Source organism: Saccharopolyspora soli (assembly GCF_022678645.1).
In the GTDB taxonomy this organism is placed as follows: Bacteria; Actinomycetota; Actinomycetes; order Mycobacteriales; family Pseudonocardiaceae; genus Saccharopolyspora; species Saccharopolyspora soli.
Genome location: NZ_JALBWV010000015.1, coordinates 125,239 through 140,077 on the forward strand (window position 1 = coordinate 125,239; position 14,839 = coordinate 140,077).

Below are 14,839 nucleotides of genomic sequence, written 5' to 3' on the forward strand. Positions count from 1 at the left end.
TGAGGTTCCGCCACCCGCACCGCTAAGCAAGCCGGGTGAACAATGCTCACGCCAGCTTCTTGGCTACCAGGTCGACTAGGTCGGCGAGCCGGTTGGAATAGCCCCACTCGTTGTCGTACCAGCCGACGATCTTGACCTGGTTGCCGATGACCTTGGTCAGCGGCGCGTCGAAGATCGTCGAGTGCGGGTCGGTCACGATGTCGCTGGAGACGATCGGGTCCTCGCTGTACTTGAGGATGCCCTTGAGCTTGCCGTCCGCGGCGGCGGTCTTGAACGCCTCGTTGACCTCGTCGACCGAGGTGCTCTTCCGCACGGTCGCGGTCAGGTCGGTGACCGACCCGGTCGGCACCGGCACGCGCATCGCGTAGCCGTCGAGCTTGCCGTTGAGCTCCGGCAGCACCAGGCCGATGGCCTTGGCCGCACCGGTGCTGGTCGGCACCACGTTGATCGCGGCGGCGCGGGCGCGGCGCAGGTCCTTGTGCGGGCCGTCCTGCAGGTTCTGGTCGGCGGTGTAGGCGTGCACGGTGGTCATCAGGCCCTGTTCGATGCCGAAGGCGTCGTTGAGCACCTTGACCATCGGGGCCAGGCAGTTGGTGGTGCAGGACGCGTTGGAGATGATGGTCTGCGAGCCGTCGAACTTGTCGTCGTTGACGCCCAGCACCACCGTCAGGTCCTCGCCCTTGGCCGGGGCGGAGATGATGACCTTCTTCGCACCACCCTCGTCCACGTGCTTGCGGGCGTCCGCGGCGTTGGTGAAGAAGCCGGTGGACTCCAACACGACGTCGACGCCCAGCTCGCCCCACGGCAGCTTGCCCGGGTCGCGCTCGGCGAGGATCTTGATGAGCTTGCCGCCCACCTCGATGCCCTCACCGGTGGCCTTCACCTCCTGGTCGAGGCGGCCGAGGATGCTGTCGTACTTGAGCAGGTGGGCCATGGTCGCGACATCGCCCAGGTCGTTGGCGGCCACGATCTCGATGTCGTGATCACTGGCGGTCGCGGCCCGCCAGAAGTTCCGCCCGATCCGACCGAAGCCGTTGATCCCTACGCGAACGGTCACGCCGATCTCTCCTCGTGACTGACCCGGCCGACGACGCGGCGGGTGAGGTGGATGGTCTCCGCCCAACCCTATCTGCCTCAGAAGCCGTCGCACGCAGCCGGGCGCGGCGCGTTCACTGTCTGGAACGGCCAGCGCACTCGCGGCGCCCGATCGCCCCGGATGCGACCGGCCGAAAGCACGAACAAATGCTGGTCAACAGCGGCTGAAAGGCGGACGCGGGCCGGCAACAGTGCGTGATCGGCAGAAAATCACAGCCGAGTTCGGAAAGCAGTTTTGCCTAAAACTGACCGTGTTCTCGACGTGACGTTGCGGACACACCACGCCAGTTTTGCGGCTTCTCTTGGGGTGAATTCGTGTACCTGATATTGGGCATCGGTAATTGCGCGAAGCTTGCGAGGGTGCTCAGTAAGAGGATCATCGGTGGGCGGGCTGCACCCGGACCGTGGATGTCAGGAGTTGCGCGGGGTTACCAGTCCGGATTCGTAGGCGAGGACCACGAGCTGAGCGCGGTCCCGGGCGTGGAGCTTGGCCATGGCGCGGTTGATGTGGGTTTTCGCGGTCAGCGGACTGATCACCATGCGGTCGGCGATCTGGTCGTTGGACAGACCCTGCGCGACCAGGGTGACGGCCTCGCGCTCCCGGTTGGTCAGTTCCGTCAGCCCCGTATTGGTGCCGGTGTTGAGCGGCTGGTTGACGTACCGGTTGATCAGCTTGCGGGTGATCGACGGTGCGAGCAGTGCGTCGCCGCGCGCGGCGACCCGCACGGCGACCCGCACGGCGTGCACGAAGTCTTCCGGCTGGATGTCCTTGACGAGGAATCCGGCGGCGCCGGCGCGCAGCGCGTTGAAGACGTATTCGTCCAAGCCGTAGTTGGTCAGGATGACGACGTGCACCGGGGCCAGGGTCGGATCCGCAGCGATGCGCCGGGTCGCCTCGATGCCGTCGATGACCGGCATCTGGATGTCGATGAGCGCGATGTCGGGCAGGTGTTGCCTGGCCAAGGCCAGGCCATCGCTGCCGTTGGCGGCCTCGGCCACCACCTCGATGTCGTCCTCGATGTCGAGGAGCGCGCGGAATCCGCTGCGAATGAGCGGCTGGTCGTCGACCAGCAGGACACGGATCACGGCGTTTGTCCCACGGGAAGTTCGGCTTGGACGGTGAAGCCGCCCTCGCTGCGCGGTGCCGCCTGCAGGTGACCTCCGAGGGCGGTGACTCGTTCGCGCATCCCGAGCAGCCCGACGCCGGGCACCGGCGCGGTGTCCGGCGTGGCCTTGCCGTCGTCATCGATCCGGATGACCAGGGCGTCGGGACGGTAGTCGATCCGGATCGACGCGGTAGCGGCGGCGGCGTGACGGGCGATGTTGGTCAGCGACTCCTGAACGATCCGGTAAGCGGTCCGGTCCACAGCGGTCGGCACGTCGTTTCGGTGGCCCTCGATAGTCAGCTTCGTGTCCAGGCCGGTCGTCCGGGCCCGTTGCACCAGTTCCGGGACGTGGTCGAGCCCATGCGGCGGGTTCTTGCCGTCGTCGCGCAGCGCCTCCAGGGTCGCTCGCAGTTCCCGGGCCGCCTCACGACCGGCCTCCCGGATCGCCAGCAGAGCCTCCGGCACCTGTTCACCCCGCTTGCGGGCCAGGTGGACGGCGACTTCGGCCTGCACCTTGATGACGGATATCTGGTGGGTGAGCGAATCGTGCAACTCCCGCGCGATGTGCAGCCGCTCCTCGTTGGCGCGGCGCCGTGCAGTCTCCTCTCTGGTGCGCTCGGCCTCGTCCGCCCGACGTTCAGCCTGTCGCAGCGCTTCACCCGCCGCACCGGCGGCGATCAGCCAGGCCAGTTGGAGGGCGTCCCGGGTATGCGTGAACGCCTCGCCCACGGTCCAGTCGTCGGGAGAGGCCAGCAGCGCGAGCGGAAGAGTGAGCAGCATGATCACCGAAGCCGCCACCGTGGCGATGCGGTGTCCGGCCCGTACCGCCGCGAACACCGCGAACAGATACGCGACGGCAGGAACGTCGAACCCGACGGCTTGGTAACCCAACACGCACAACCCGGTCCCGGCCAGCACGGTGACCGGAGCCAAGCGGTGCGCGGCCAGCGCCAGACCGCCGGTTGTCAAAAACGCGTAGCCCAGCGGGTCGAGACTCGTGGCGAGGTGTTGCCCGGACAGCCCGGAGACCAGCAGGATCGCCGCCACGCCGACGGCGATCGCCCAGTCTCCGGCAACGATCCGTCCCCTGCTCATCCGTGCACCCTAGCCGGATCTTCGCGCGGGAAAGTCCTCTGCACGGATGATCAGTCGGCTACCGCACACGCGGTACCTTCGCGGCTCCTGCGCCACCCGCGGTAGCCGAATGCGTCACCTGTGGCAGCGCGAAGTGTCCGCGTCAGCAGGACGACCGGCGGTGGGTCCGGCGGACATGATCAGGCGACATCCAGTCCTAGAAGGAGAAGGAGTACCTCATGTCCGTCCGTCACCTGCTTGCCGCTGCCGCAGCCGCCCCGCTCGGAGTTTTCGAGTTTGCCACGCCAGCAGCCGCGGACGTTTTGGCCCAGCCGGACGCCACCGTTTACGGCTGGACCCCCGACCGAATCTGGGCCACCTCGGCCGCGCTACTGGCGCTGGTTGGCATGGTCATCGGCGGGCTGGCTCGGGCTCGATCCGCCGGCCGTATCGGCAACGGCACCGGGGGACGGGGAGCCATCGCGGCTCTGGTGGCGGGGCTGATCGCCGTGGTCAACGGCGGGCTGGTGTTGGCCACCTCCGACGGTGGTCTCGGCACCGGCAACGGAATAGCCGGTGGCTACGTGGCCCTGGTGCTAGGGGTGATCGCCATGGTCGTCGGCGGGCTGACTCGGGCCCGCTCCCGCCGCACCGCCTGACCGGCGCACCGCAGCGCCGCTACTTCGCTGCATGCCAACGGCGCACCAGACGAATCCGCGGAGAATAGGCAAACTGCGGTGCAACTCTCCTTGGGTGATTGTCAGGCGTCGGCTTCGAGCATTTCCGCCGTGACCGCGGATTCGGTGTCCGGGACGCCGAGTTCGCGGGCGCGCTTGTCGGCCATCGCCAGCAGCCGCCGGATCCGACCGGCCACCGCGTCCTTGGTCATCGGCGGGTCCGCCAGCTGACCGAGCTCTTCCAGCGACGCCTGCCGGTGCGCCAGCCGCAGCCGACCCGCCATCGTCAGGTGGTCAGGAGCCGTCGGCCCCAACAACTCCAACGCCCGCTCCACCCGAGCCGCAGCAGCGACCGCGGCGCGCGCCGAGCGCCGCAGGTTGGCGTCGTCGAAGTTGGCCAGCCGGTTCGCGGTCGCCCGCACCTCGCGGCGCATCCGGCGCTCCTCCCAGGCCAGCACGCTGGAGTGCGCACCGAGCCGGGTCAGCAGCGCGCCGATCGCGTCGCCGTCGCGGACCACCACCCGGTCCGCGCCGCGCACCTCGCGCGACTTGGCCGCCACGCCGATCCGCCGTGCGGCCCCCACCAGGGCCAACGCCGCCTCCGGTCCTGGGCAGGTGACCTCCATCGACGACGACCGACCGGGTTCGGTCAGCGAGCCGTGCGCCAGGAACGCGCCGCGCCAAGCGGCCTCCGAATCGCACGCCCCGCCGGAGACGACGTGCGCGGGCAGGCCGCGCACCGGACGGCCGCGCGGGTCGAGCAACCCCGTCTGCCGGGCCAGGCCCTCGCCGTCCTTGACCACCCGCACCACGTACCTGGTGCCCTTGCGCAGTCCGCCGGAGGTGATCACGTGCACGTCGGAGTGGTGCCCGAACAGCTCGTGGATCTCCTTGCGCAGCCGACGCGCCGTGGAGCCGCTGTCCAACTCGGCCTCGATCACCACCCGGCCCGCAACGATGTGCAGCCCGCCAGCGAAGCGCAGCAACGAGGAGACCTCAGCCCGTCGGCAGCAGGTCTTGGTCACCGACAACCGACTCAACTCGTCCTTGACCGCCGGGGTCATCGCCACAGGTCCGTCCTCCTCTCCAGTGCAGCCCGCAGGCTAGCCGCGAGCGCCCGCGAGTCGTGCCGTCCCGGCACCGCGGGCGCGGCGATCTTGTCCAGCAGAGTCTGCGCACCCAGCCCGGCGGCCGCAGCGCGGAGCCGGTCCGGGGTGGGCACCGAATCCGCGTCGGCCAACACCGCGTCGACTCGCAGCCGGGGTGCGTGCTGCGAGAGTACGTCGAGATGCTGTTCGGGTGAGAAACCCGCCGTCTCGCCCGGTTGTGGGACGAGGTTGAGCACCACGAACCGCCGTGCGGTGGTGCTCACCAGCGCCTCGTGCAGCTGCGGTACCAGCAGGTGCGGCAGCACGCTGGTGAACCACGAGCCGGGTCCGAGCAGCACCAGATCGGCGTCCAACACCGCCTGAACTGCCTGCGGACAGGCCGCCGGTTGGTCCGCACCGTTCGCGTGCAAACGAACTTGTTTCACCCTTCCGGGCGTACTGGCGATGGCCACCTGTCCCCGGATCGTGCGAACGGCGTCGGGGTCGGAATCCAGCCCGACGACGTCCGCGGACATGTCCAGCGGCACCGTCGACATCGGCAGCACCCGGCCCCGCACGCCGAGCAGCCGACATGCCTGGTCGAGCACCTCGACCGGATCGCCCAGCACGTCGAGCAACCCGGCGAGCACGAGGTTGCCGACGGCGTGCCCGGCGAGCGCTCCGCTGCCGCCGAAGCGGTGCTCGAACACCCTCGACCACAGCTGCCCGTCGGAATCCGAGTCGGCCAGCGCGGCGAGCGCCTTGCGCAGGTCGCCCGGCGGCAGCATGCCCAGCTCGCGGCGCAGCCGACCGGATGATCCGCCGTCGTCGGCCACCGTCACCACCGCGGTCACGTCAGCGGTGATCCGGCGCAGCGCCGACAGCGTCGCCTGCAGTCCGTGTCCGCCCCCGAGCGCGACCGCGCGCAGCGGCGTCGTCACTCGCGCCCCAGGTCCCGATGCACCGTCTTGACCATCAGCCCGTCGTCCTCGGCCAGCCGACGGGCCAGCTCCTCGGCCAGCGCCACGCTGCGGTGCTTTCCGCCCGTGCAGCCCAGCGCCAACGTCAGGTAGCGCTTGCCCTCGCGGTGGTAGCCCGCCCCGACCAGCCGCAGCAGCTGCTGGTAGCTCTGCAGGAACTCCTCGGCGCCCTCCTGGCCGAGCACGTAGTTGCGGACCTCGTCGTCGAGGCCGTTGAACTCGCGCAGCTCCGGGATCCAGAACGGGTTGGGCAGGAACCGGCAGTCCATCACCAGATCGGCGTCCATCGGCAGACCGTACTTGTAGCCGAAGGACAGCACGGTGAGCCGGGTCCGGGTGCTGGCTTCGGTGCCGAAGGCGTCCTCGATCTTGGACCGCAACTGGTGCACCGACAGGCTGGTGGTGTCCAGGATCAGGTCGGCCTCGGAACGCAGCTTGGACAGCAACGAGCGCTCCGCGGCGATCCCGTCGGCCAGTCGGCCCTCGCCCTGCAACGGGTGGCTGCGCCGCACCTGTTCGAAGCGGCGGATCAACACCTCGTCGGTGGCCTCCAGGAACAGCACCTTCGGCTTGTAGCCGCGGGCGTCCAGGTCCTTGATGACCGCTCCCAGGTCTTCGGTGAACGCCCGGCTGCGCACGTCCATCACCACGGCGACGCGGGTGACCGCGCCGCTGGAGCGCGCCCCCAGCTCCACCATGGTGGCGATCAGTTCCGGTGGCAGATTGTCCACCACGAACCAGCCCAGGTCCTCCAGGCATTTGGCCGCGGTGCTGCGTCCCGCCCCGGACAGGCCGCTGACCACGGCGACCTCGATGCCCGACTGCTCGTCAGTCACTGCTCTCCCCTTCAGCGTTGTCGGCGCCGGGCTCGGCCCGGTCGTCCGGCACCGGGCGTCGCCCGGCTCCCCCGTCGGCCGCCAACGCCGAGTGCACGGTCTCGGCGGTGTGGCGGCCGATTCCCGGGACCGCGGCGATCTCGTCCACCCCGGCCTCGCGCAGTTTGCGCACCGAGCCGAAGTGCTTGAGCAGCGCCGCGCGGCGAGTTTCGCCCAATCCCGGAATCGTGTCCAATGTGGAGCTTGTCATGCGCTTGGAGCGCTTCTTGCGGTGGTAGCTGATAGCGAAGCGGTGCGCCTCGTCGCGGACCCGTTGCAGCAGGTAGAGCGCTTCGCTGGTGCGCGGCAGGATCACCGGGTCCGGGTCGGCGGGCAACCACACCTCCTCCAGCCGCTTGGCCAGCCCGATCACCGCGACGTCGGTGATGCCGAGTTCGGTGAGCGCATCGGCCGCGGCGTTGGCCTGCGGCGCTCCGCCGTCGATGACCAGCAGGTTCGGCGGGTAGGCGAACTTGCGCGGGCGGCCGGTGTCCGGGTCGATGGCCGCGCCGATCTGATCCGCTCCGGTCTTGCCGGTCTCGCTGAGGTAGCGGTGGAAGCGGCGGCGCACCACCTCGTCGATCGACCCGACGTCGCCGCCCGCGGCGCCCTCCCGGACCTCGAAGCGGCGGTACTCGGACTTGCGCGGCACGCCGTCCTCGAACACCACCAGCGACGCCACCACGTCGCTGCCCTGCACGTGGCTGACGTCGACGCACTCGATCCGCAGCGGCGCGGTGTCCAGGCCCAGCCCTTCCTGCAACTCCTGCAACGCGGCCGAACGCGCGGTGAGATCACCGGCGCGGCGCAGCTTGTACTGCTGGAAGGCTTCCTTGGCGTTGCGCTCGACGGTTTCCATCAGCGCGCGCTTGTCGCCGCGCTGCGGCACCCGGAGGCTCACCCGGCTGCCGCGCAGCTCGCTGAGCCACCCGGCGATCGCGTCGGCGTCGGCGGGCGGCTGCGGCACCAGGACTTCGCGCGGCACCGGGCTGCCACCCGCGTCGGCCTGCTCGGCCAGCGCTGCCTGCTCGCCGTAGAACTGGGTGAGGAATTGGGCGGTCAGCGTGGCGGTGTCAGTTTCCTCCACCTTGTCGATGACCCAGCCGCGCTGGCCGCGCACCCGGCCGCCGCGGATGTGGAAAACCTGCACGGCCGCGGCGAGCTCGTCCTCGGCGAAGGCGACCACGTCGGCGTCAGTGCCGTCGCCGAGCACCACGGCCTGCTTCTCCATCGCGCGTCGGAGGGCCTCGAGGTCGTCGCGCAGCCGGGCGGCGCGCTCGAACTCCAGCTCGGCGGAGGCCGACTGCATCTCCTTGTCCAGCTTGCGCATCAGCTGATCGGTGTGCCCGGCCAGGAAGTCGCAGAAGTCCTCGACGATCGACCGGTGCTCGTCGGCGCTGACCCGGCCGACGCACGGCGCGGAGCACTTGCCGATGTAGCCGAGCAGGCAGGGGCGGCCGATCTGCGAGTGCCGCTTGAACACCCCGCCGGAGCAGGTGCGCGCCGGGAACACCCGCAGCAGCAGGTCCAACGTCTCGCGGATCGCCCACGCGTGCGCGTACGGCCCGAAGTAGCGCACGCCCTTGCGGCGCGGGCCCCGGTAGACGTGCAGTCGCGGGAACTCCTCGTGCAGCGTCACCGCCAGCACCGGGTACGACTTGTCGTCGCGGTAGCGGACGTTGAACCTCGGGTCGTACTCCTTGATCCAGGAGTACTCCAGCTGCAGAGCCTCGACTTCGGTGCCGACGACGGTCCACTGCACGCCGGTGGCCGTGGTGACCATCTGCCGGGTGCGCGGGTGCAGCCCGGCGAGGTCGGCGAAGTACGACGACAGCCTGCTGCGCAGGCTTTTCGCCTTGCCGACGTAGATCACTCGGCCGCTGGCGTCGTGGAACCGGTAGACGCCGGGGGCGTCCGGGATCGTGCCAGGCGCTGGTCGGTAGGTGGACGGATCGGCCACGTCCCCACCCTACGTCCGGGGCCCGACCACGCGGATCTAGAGGCTGTCTTGAAAGTGATTTGCGTGGCGGTGCGGGTGGCGGAACCTCAGAGGCTTTCTCGGCTCCGGGATCCCCGACATCATGCCGATACACCACGTCGGGGCTGTCCTCGCGGGGAGAACCCCACAGGGGTGGGCACCGTGAACCCGCGGCGGTGCAAGCTGAGTCCCACACCACAAGCGGCTACCGCCGCTTACAAAAACAGACCCCAGGTGCGGCCGTGCACCACGGGGCGGCTCGGCAAGGCACACTTGCTGCAACGCCTGTGATCATGCTTCGCGCCTGTGCTGGGAGGTCAGCCGTGCACATCGAGAACGCCCATCCCGACCGCGCGACGTTGTCCGAGGTCGGTCCCGGAGTACACGCGTGGGTTCAGCCCGACGGCTCGTGGTGGATCAACAACGCGGGCGCGGTGCTCGGCGACGACGGCATCGTGCTCGTCGACACCTGCGCCACCGCGCAGCGCACCCACCGGTTCCTGGACGCGGTGCGCGACGCTGGCGGGGACGCGCCGATCCGGTTCGCGGTGAACACCCACCTGCACGGTGACCACACCCATGGCAACGCCCTGCTGCCGGACTCGACTGTCCTCATCGGACATTCCGAGACCCGTGCGGGGATCCTGGCCGACACGTTGCTCACGAACTTGCCGCCGGTGTGGCAGCCGTCGCCGGAGTGGGGCATCAGCGAACACCGCGCGCCGACGGTGGTACTGCAGGATTCGCTCACCCTGCACAACGGTGACCGCCGGATCGAACTGCACCACCCCGGCCACGCCGCGCACACGCCGGGCGACGTGGTGGTGTGGGTCCCCGACGCCGAGGTGCTGTTCACCGGTGACCTGATCTTCCACGGCGTCACGCCGCTGGTGTTCATGGGCTCGGTGGAGGGTGCGCTGAAGTCGCTGGACTGGCTTGCCGGCTTCGCCGCCGCGACGGTGGTGCCCGGTCACGGCTCGCTGCTGCCGGGCTCGGCGTTCCCGCGAGTGCTCGAAGACCACGCCCGCTACTACCGCTTCGTACTCGACACCGCACGCCAAGCCCGAACCGACGGCCTCACCCCGCTGGAGGCGGCCCAGCGCTGCGACCTCGGCGAGTTCGCGGCCTGGCCGGACCGCGAACGAATCGTCCTGAACCTGCACCGCGCCTACGCCGACGCGGACGACACGGAACTCGACCTCCTCGCAGCCTTCACCGACGCGATCACCTACAACGGCGGCCCCCTCAACTGCGCCGTCTGAACGGTTTTTCGGGGTGAGGGGCACCCTTTACCAAGTAAGTTGGTAAAGGGTGCCCCTCACTCATCACCCGATCAGGATCACAGCGGGCGGGGGAGGCGTTGGTCGACTGGGGCGAGGGTGACCGGTAGGGCTGGGAGGGTTTGGTACCAGTAGGCCACTGAGGACACGTCGTCGGAGCGCTTGTTCGCGTGCCCGTGCTCGATGGTGACCTTGATGGACCGTTCGAAGACCACCGGATCCTCCACGTGGAACCGGTAGTACGACACCTGCCCGCTCCAGTTCGGTCCGCCCGGCATGGTCAACCCGTGGTATGGCGCCTGGTACGGCTGGGTCGGGCACCACGCCGTGTTGAAGTAGTCCTCGGTGCCGGTGCCGTGCAGCCGCGGTGGCCAGGGTTCGCCGTCGATGAAGAACATGTCGTCGCCCTCGCCGTACCAGTTCCAGTCGGTGGTTTGGCGCAGGTTGTGCACGTTGAGGACGGTGCCGACGTAGTGCCCCCGCCCCTCGGCTTCCAGCAGCACGTAGTTGCCCGCGCCGTCGGTGTTGGTGCCGCCGAAGAGGAATTCGTCGTTGGTCTGCTCGCCCTGCTCGACGCCGTCGGTGGGGTTCTGCCGACGCCACTGCGCGTGGAAATAGCCCAGTTCCGGGTCCACGTCGGCGTAGGTCTCGTAGTCGATGTAGTAGTAGAAGGTCACCGGCTTGGTGCTCATCTCGCTGATCAGCTCGAACCGGGCGCGTCCGGCGAAGGGCATCGCGAACCAGCAGTTGAAGCCCTTGCCGTCCTGCGGGCTCATCTGCAGTGGCGCGGACACGAAGTTGGCGCTGCGACCGTGGCCCATGCCGAAGAAATCCCCCAGCGGCACCAGCACGGCCGGTTGTGGCGAGTCGTCCCAGGTGATCTTCAGCACCAGCCGCCGGAGGTAGTCGCCCTCGACCTCGGCCCGCTGACCGAGGTGGTCGACCGCGACGGTGCACCAGATGTGGGTGATCACGCCAGGTCCGGGGATGTTGGCCAGTTCCCTGGTTTCGCCCGGCTCGATGCGCATGTTGTCGGTGTTTCCGCCAGTGTGGTCCCAACTGGACACCCGGCCGCGCCGACTGCGCCGAAGCCGGGGCAGATCCCGCAGACTGCTGCCGAAAGATCCGTATCCGGACAAGACTTCCTCCCCAGTAGTAGTTGTGCTCCGGATCACTTCTACCACGCACGCAACCACCTCCGATGCGACTTCGCTGTCCGACGGGCGCGGAAGTTCCGTCCAGCAAACGGAATCGGCCCTGCGCCGCGGCCCGTCACCGCGGGTACTGGACCTCCCGCGCCACCGGCGCGAAACTGCCGTCCTGCCATCGGAATCGGTCGATCACCAGCGCGTCGGGCGAGGCGAACTCCGACTCGACGGTGAGACCGCCGCCGTCGGTCGTGAGCGCCACCGGCGAGAGCCCGGTGCCCATCGGACCGAGATCGTCCCCCAGCAGCGACTGGACCAGCTCCGGGGACTCCGGCGGCGATGCGCCGTCGTAGATCCGAACTTCACCGCGCCCCGCGTCGCAGAGCAATGCGAGGATCGCGTCCTCCTGGCCATCGCCGGTCACGTCCTGGAACAACGCCTGCCGGATCGGGCCGAGGTCCGAGTCCGGTTCGCAACCGGTGTCGGCCAGCACGGCCGACCAGTCGGCGCTGCCGAGCGGACCGTAGGGATCGGGCCCGCACATCTGCGCCGCCAGTGCCGTCGCGGTGGAGCACCGCTGCACGTAGGCGTCCCAAGCGGGCCTTTGCAGCTCACCAGGACGCAGCGTCGAGAACACCAGTGCCGAGTCGCCCTGCCGGAAGCTGATCGCGCCGTTGCGGTACACGGCGCGCGTCTCCATCAGCCGCGCGAACTCGGCAGGATCACCGATGTCGACTTCGGTGGCGAAGCCGTTGTCGACGACCAGCGGAACCGACGGCAGCGACCGCAGCACGTCGACCTGACCTTGGCAGGCCAGATCGTGCGCGCTGGCCAGCATCGTGCGCTCCGATTCGCGCAGGGCCCCCGTCGGCAGGTCGTCGAGGCCGGGGGATCCGCAATCGCTCCGGGACTCGCCCGGCGCCAGGAAATGCGTGCCGACCTCGCGATCCCATTCCCCGAGCAACTGCGGGTAGACCGATGCCACGGTCTCCACCGAGGTCCGGTAGCCGCCGATGGCCACCAACCACTGCTCGGACATCGTGAACGACCACACCGAACCGGCGGTCACCACGCTGTTTCCCGCGCTGTCCGCAGCCAAGTTCGTGTCGGAGACGCGGAAAAGCGCGGACGCCTCGCCGAACCAGGGACGGGCGACCTTGGTCCACTGCACGGCTGCGTTGCGCTCCGACGATGCCGGTCGTTGGCAGTGGGTGCTGGTGCGCAGGGCGTCCTGGACCGATGCCCGATCCTCCGGCGCCAGCCGAACGGCCGCGACCTGCACCGTGGCCCGGTTGTCGAGGTCGTAGATCATGAAGGCTGCGGGTTCGCGGGTTCGGAACTTCTCGACCACCGGAACCGGCCCGCAGGTCTCCATCGCCGCCAAAATCGAATTGCGCTGCACCGGCCCCTCGTAGCGGGCCCGAAACGGCGCCTGCCAATCCGCTGGCAGCAACTCGGTCATCTCCTGCGGCGAGTTGACCTCCACCGGCGACCAGCTCCACCAGATGCCGACCGCCAAGCCGAGCGCCGCCAACCCGCCGACGGCCAACGCCCGCCTGCCGTAGCGGTTGCCGGGCATCAGCACGAACTCCTGGACGGACCGGGCGCCCAACCGCGGCCGTCCCACCTGAACACCGCACCGTACTGCGACCCGAGGCCGGTGATCTCGAACGGACCGCTCGGCGGTTGCACGTCGTAGGTCTGGCGTTCGCCGTCGATGACCATGTCGATCTCCAGCACCCACCGGTAGTGGCCCTGGGTGGCGCGCGATTCGACTTGGAACACCGCGGTTTCGCCGTCGGCGAGTTGCTTGGCCTTGGCGGCGAAGAAGGGTTCCCCGAGCCGGTCGCCGTCGAGCACCCGAGCTGTCGGCCGGAGCTCATCGAGGTCGAAACCGATCAGATCCGCTGGCAGGTCGCCCTGCTGACCGGCGCAGAACAGCGTGCCGGTGATGTTGGGTTCGCGGCTGACCACCCGCGCCCGCATGTTGGTGATCACGATGTCGCGGGATCGAGCGCCTTCGATCGTCACGGTGCTGCCCTGCACCCCGACCTTCGTGCCGCGCCCGGCTTCCTCGAAGAACTCGTACGGCGTCGCGATGTCGGCCAACCGCTGCGCTGGCAGCACTTGGGGCGAGGCGAAGTTGAGGTCGCCGACCCGGCCGCCGTCCGAACTCGCCCAGACCAGCACGGGTGGCCGGGAAACGTCCCGCGCGGCGTTCCACACCAGCGGCGCGACCACGCCCGCCAAGGCCGCGACGAGCGCCGTGATGACGAACGCCGGACCGCTGAGCAGCCGTTGCCACCAGCGGCGCTGCGGCTGTTCCCCGGTCACTGCGCCGCCCCGGCCGAGACCCCGATGATCATTGGGTCAACGTATTGGACGAACGGAGATCCGTGGCCTGGTTCTCCCGAATCGGCAAGCGGGAACGCCGACCAATCACCCGATTCGCGCAGGCGGCGCGGGTGGTTCGTCAGCGGGCCGGGGGTTCGTAGTTCTCGATGCGGCGCAGCAGGTTTCGGATGCGGGCGCCGTAGAACGGCGAGAGGGCGTAGCCGGGGTAGCTGGCGAACCAGCTGGCGCTGCCGAGGCTGACCGCGTCGGCACCGGCCCAGAAGTACTCGCGGCAGTCGTCGAAGGTGCGGATGCCGCCCGTGGCGATGATCGGCAGCTTCACCCCGGCGTCGCGCAGTTCCTTGACCACCCGCAGGCCGATCGGCTTGATCGCGCGGCCGGAAAGCCCGCCGAAACCGTTCTTCAGCAGCGGCTGCCCGGTGTTCGGGTCCAGCCGCAGCCCCTTGACGGTGTTGATCGCGGTCAACGCCGACACCCCGTGGCGGGCGGCAAGACGCGCGTGCCCGAGGTAGTCGTAGTCCGGCGACAGCTTCAGGATCACCGGGTGGTTGCTGCGCGGCACCGCCTCGGCCAGCACCGATTCGATGATCTGGTTGAAGTCGAAGTTGACGTTGTGGCAGGAGACGTTGAACTCGATCGCGGCGATCTCGCCGACCGCGACCGCGGCGTTGACCTTGTCGACCAGTGTGACGAACTCCGCGGCGGAGAAGCCGCCGACGGAGATGATCGTGTTCTGCTCGCGGGTGCGCGGGTAGTAGTCGCGCAGGTAGGCGTCGATGCCGACGTTGCACCAGCCGAAGGCGTTGAGCCAGCCGCCGTCGACCTGCCGCAGCGCCTGCCCGTAGCGCTTGAGCAGCGCGGGCAGTTCGTGCAGCGGCCACACGTCGCGGGTGGTGAAGTTCCCTTCGCGGGGTTCGACGGTCACCGTGCGGGTGGTGACCGCACCGAACCGGGACAGCGGGACGAACTGCGAGATCGGACTCATGCCGTAGGGCACCAGCTTGGCGTTGGCGACCCCGTAGCCGAGCAGGCTGGACGAAGTCACCAGGCGGTTGCGCAATCTGATGTCGCCGAGCCGGACACCGAGCTCGGACGGGACGTCTCGCACCAACCGAAGGTTGCGCTCCTGGGCCACGCTCACGATCTCCTCCTACCCGGCGTCGGCACGCGAACGCCGTCGCCG

At 69.1% G+C, this 14,839-nt stretch carries 13 protein-coding genes; 2 read left to right on the plus strand and 11 right to left on the minus strand.

Going from position 1 to position 14,839, the window contains the following annotated elements:
• Nucleotides 1–46: 46 nt before the first annotated feature.
• From gap to MOQ72_RS14070, 3 genes are all read right to left on the minus strand, one after another.
• A complete protein-coding gene (gap, locus tag MOQ72_RS14060) occupies nucleotides 47–1,057 on the minus strand; it encodes a type I glyceraldehyde-3-phosphate dehydrogenase (protein ID WP_242183851.1) in 1,011 nt (336 codons plus the stop codon).
• A gap of 449 nt (nucleotides 1,058–1,506) precedes the next feature.
• Entirely contained in the window at nucleotides 1,507–2,181 is a 675-nt protein-coding gene (locus tag MOQ72_RS14065) for a response regulator (RefSeq protein WP_242183852.1), read from the minus strand.
• Nucleotides 2,178–3,296: a sensor histidine kinase gene (locus MOQ72_RS14070; protein WP_242183853.1), complete on the minus strand. Its 1,119-nt coding sequence runs from the start codon at nucleotides 3,294–3,296 to the stop codon at nucleotides 2,178–2,180. The genes MOQ72_RS14065 and MOQ72_RS14070 overlap by 4 nt, the downstream gene beginning before the upstream one ends.
• A gap of 218 nt (nucleotides 3,297–3,514) precedes the next feature.
• Here MOQ72_RS14070 and MOQ72_RS14075 point away from each other — a divergent pair, with 218 nt between their 5' ends.
• Nucleotides 3,515–3,934, plus strand: coding sequence for a DUF6223 family protein (locus tag MOQ72_RS14075; RefSeq protein ID WP_242183854.1), 420 nt, complete (start codon nucleotides 3,515–3,517; stop codon nucleotides 3,932–3,934).
• Between the two features lie 101 nt (nucleotides 3,935–4,035).
• On the opposite strand, the gene whiA is transcribed toward MOQ72_RS14075, so the two are convergent.
• From whiA to uvrC, 4 genes are read right to left on the minus strand one after another with little or no spacing between them, the layout of a single operon-like run.
• Nucleotides 4,036–5,022 (minus strand): DNA-binding protein WhiA, encoded by a 987-nt coding sequence (whiA, locus tag MOQ72_RS14080; RefSeq protein WP_242183855.1) that lies wholly within the window; start codon nucleotides 5,020–5,022, stop codon nucleotides 4,036–4,038.
• Nucleotides 5,013–5,969, minus strand: a complete 957-nt coding sequence (locus tag MOQ72_RS14085) for a gluconeogenesis factor YvcK family protein (protein ID WP_242183905.1) — start codon at nucleotides 5,967–5,969, stop codon at nucleotides 5,013–5,015. Before MOQ72_RS14085 ends, whiA begins: the two co-directional genes overlap by 10 nt.
• 8 nt (nucleotides 5,970–5,977) lie before the next feature.
• Nucleotides 5,978–6,856 (minus strand): RNase adapter RapZ, encoded by an 879-nt coding sequence (gene rapZ / locus MOQ72_RS14090; RefSeq protein WP_242183856.1) that lies wholly within the window; start codon nucleotides 6,854–6,856, stop codon nucleotides 5,978–5,980.
• Complete coding sequence (gene uvrC / locus MOQ72_RS14095; RefSeq protein WP_242183857.1) at nucleotides 6,849–8,855, minus strand: excinuclease ABC subunit UvrC; 2,007 nt, start codon at nucleotides 8,853–8,855, stop codon at nucleotides 6,849–6,851. The genes rapZ and uvrC overlap by 8 nt, the downstream gene beginning before the upstream one ends.
• A 341-nt stretch (nucleotides 8,856–9,196) precedes the next feature.
• On the opposite strand from uvrC, the gene MOQ72_RS14100 reads away from it, so the two are divergent.
• Nucleotides 9,197–10,135, plus strand: a complete 939-nt coding sequence (locus MOQ72_RS14100) for an MBL fold metallo-hydrolase (protein ID WP_242183858.1) — start codon at nucleotides 9,197–9,199, stop codon at nucleotides 10,133–10,135.
• Between the two features lie 77 nt (nucleotides 10,136–10,212).
• Here MOQ72_RS14100 and MOQ72_RS14105 read toward each other — a convergent pair whose 3' ends face one another.
• The 4 genes from MOQ72_RS14105 to MOQ72_RS14120 form a co-directional block, all read right to left on the minus strand.
• Nucleotides 10,213–11,292 (minus strand): glycoside hydrolase family 172 protein, encoded by a 1,080-nt coding sequence (locus MOQ72_RS14105; RefSeq protein ID WP_242183868.1) that lies wholly within the window; start codon nucleotides 11,290–11,292, stop codon nucleotides 10,213–10,215.
• Between the two features lie 133 nt (nucleotides 11,293–11,425).
• Entirely contained in the window at nucleotides 11,426–12,928 is a 1,503-nt protein-coding gene (locus MOQ72_RS14110; protein ID WP_242183870.1) for a hypothetical protein, read from the minus strand.
• The gene (locus tag MOQ72_RS14115; RefSeq protein ID WP_242183873.1) at nucleotides 12,880–13,635 is read right to left on the minus strand and encodes a hypothetical protein; all 756 of its coding nucleotides are present in this window, start codon (nucleotides 13,633–13,635) and stop codon (nucleotides 12,880–12,882) included. Before MOQ72_RS14115 ends, MOQ72_RS14110 begins: the two co-directional genes overlap by 49 nt.
• A gap of 139 nt (nucleotides 13,636–13,774) precedes the next feature.
• A complete protein-coding gene (locus MOQ72_RS14120; protein WP_242183874.1) occupies nucleotides 13,775–14,797 on the minus strand; it encodes a beta/alpha barrel domain-containing protein in 1,023 nt (340 codons plus the stop codon).
• Between the last annotated feature and the right edge of the window lie 42 nt (nucleotides 14,798–14,839).

Bases quoted from the DNA above. Each gene is read 5' to 3' on its own strand.
- MOQ72_RS14070 (WP_242183853.1), bottom strand. From the start codon at position 3,296: ATGAGCAGGGGACGGATCGTTGCCGGAGACTGGGCGATCGCCGTCGGC.
- MOQ72_RS14075 (WP_242183854.1), top strand. From the start codon at position 3,515: ATGTCCGTCCGTCACCTGCTTGCCGCTGCCGCAGCCGCCCCGCTCGGA.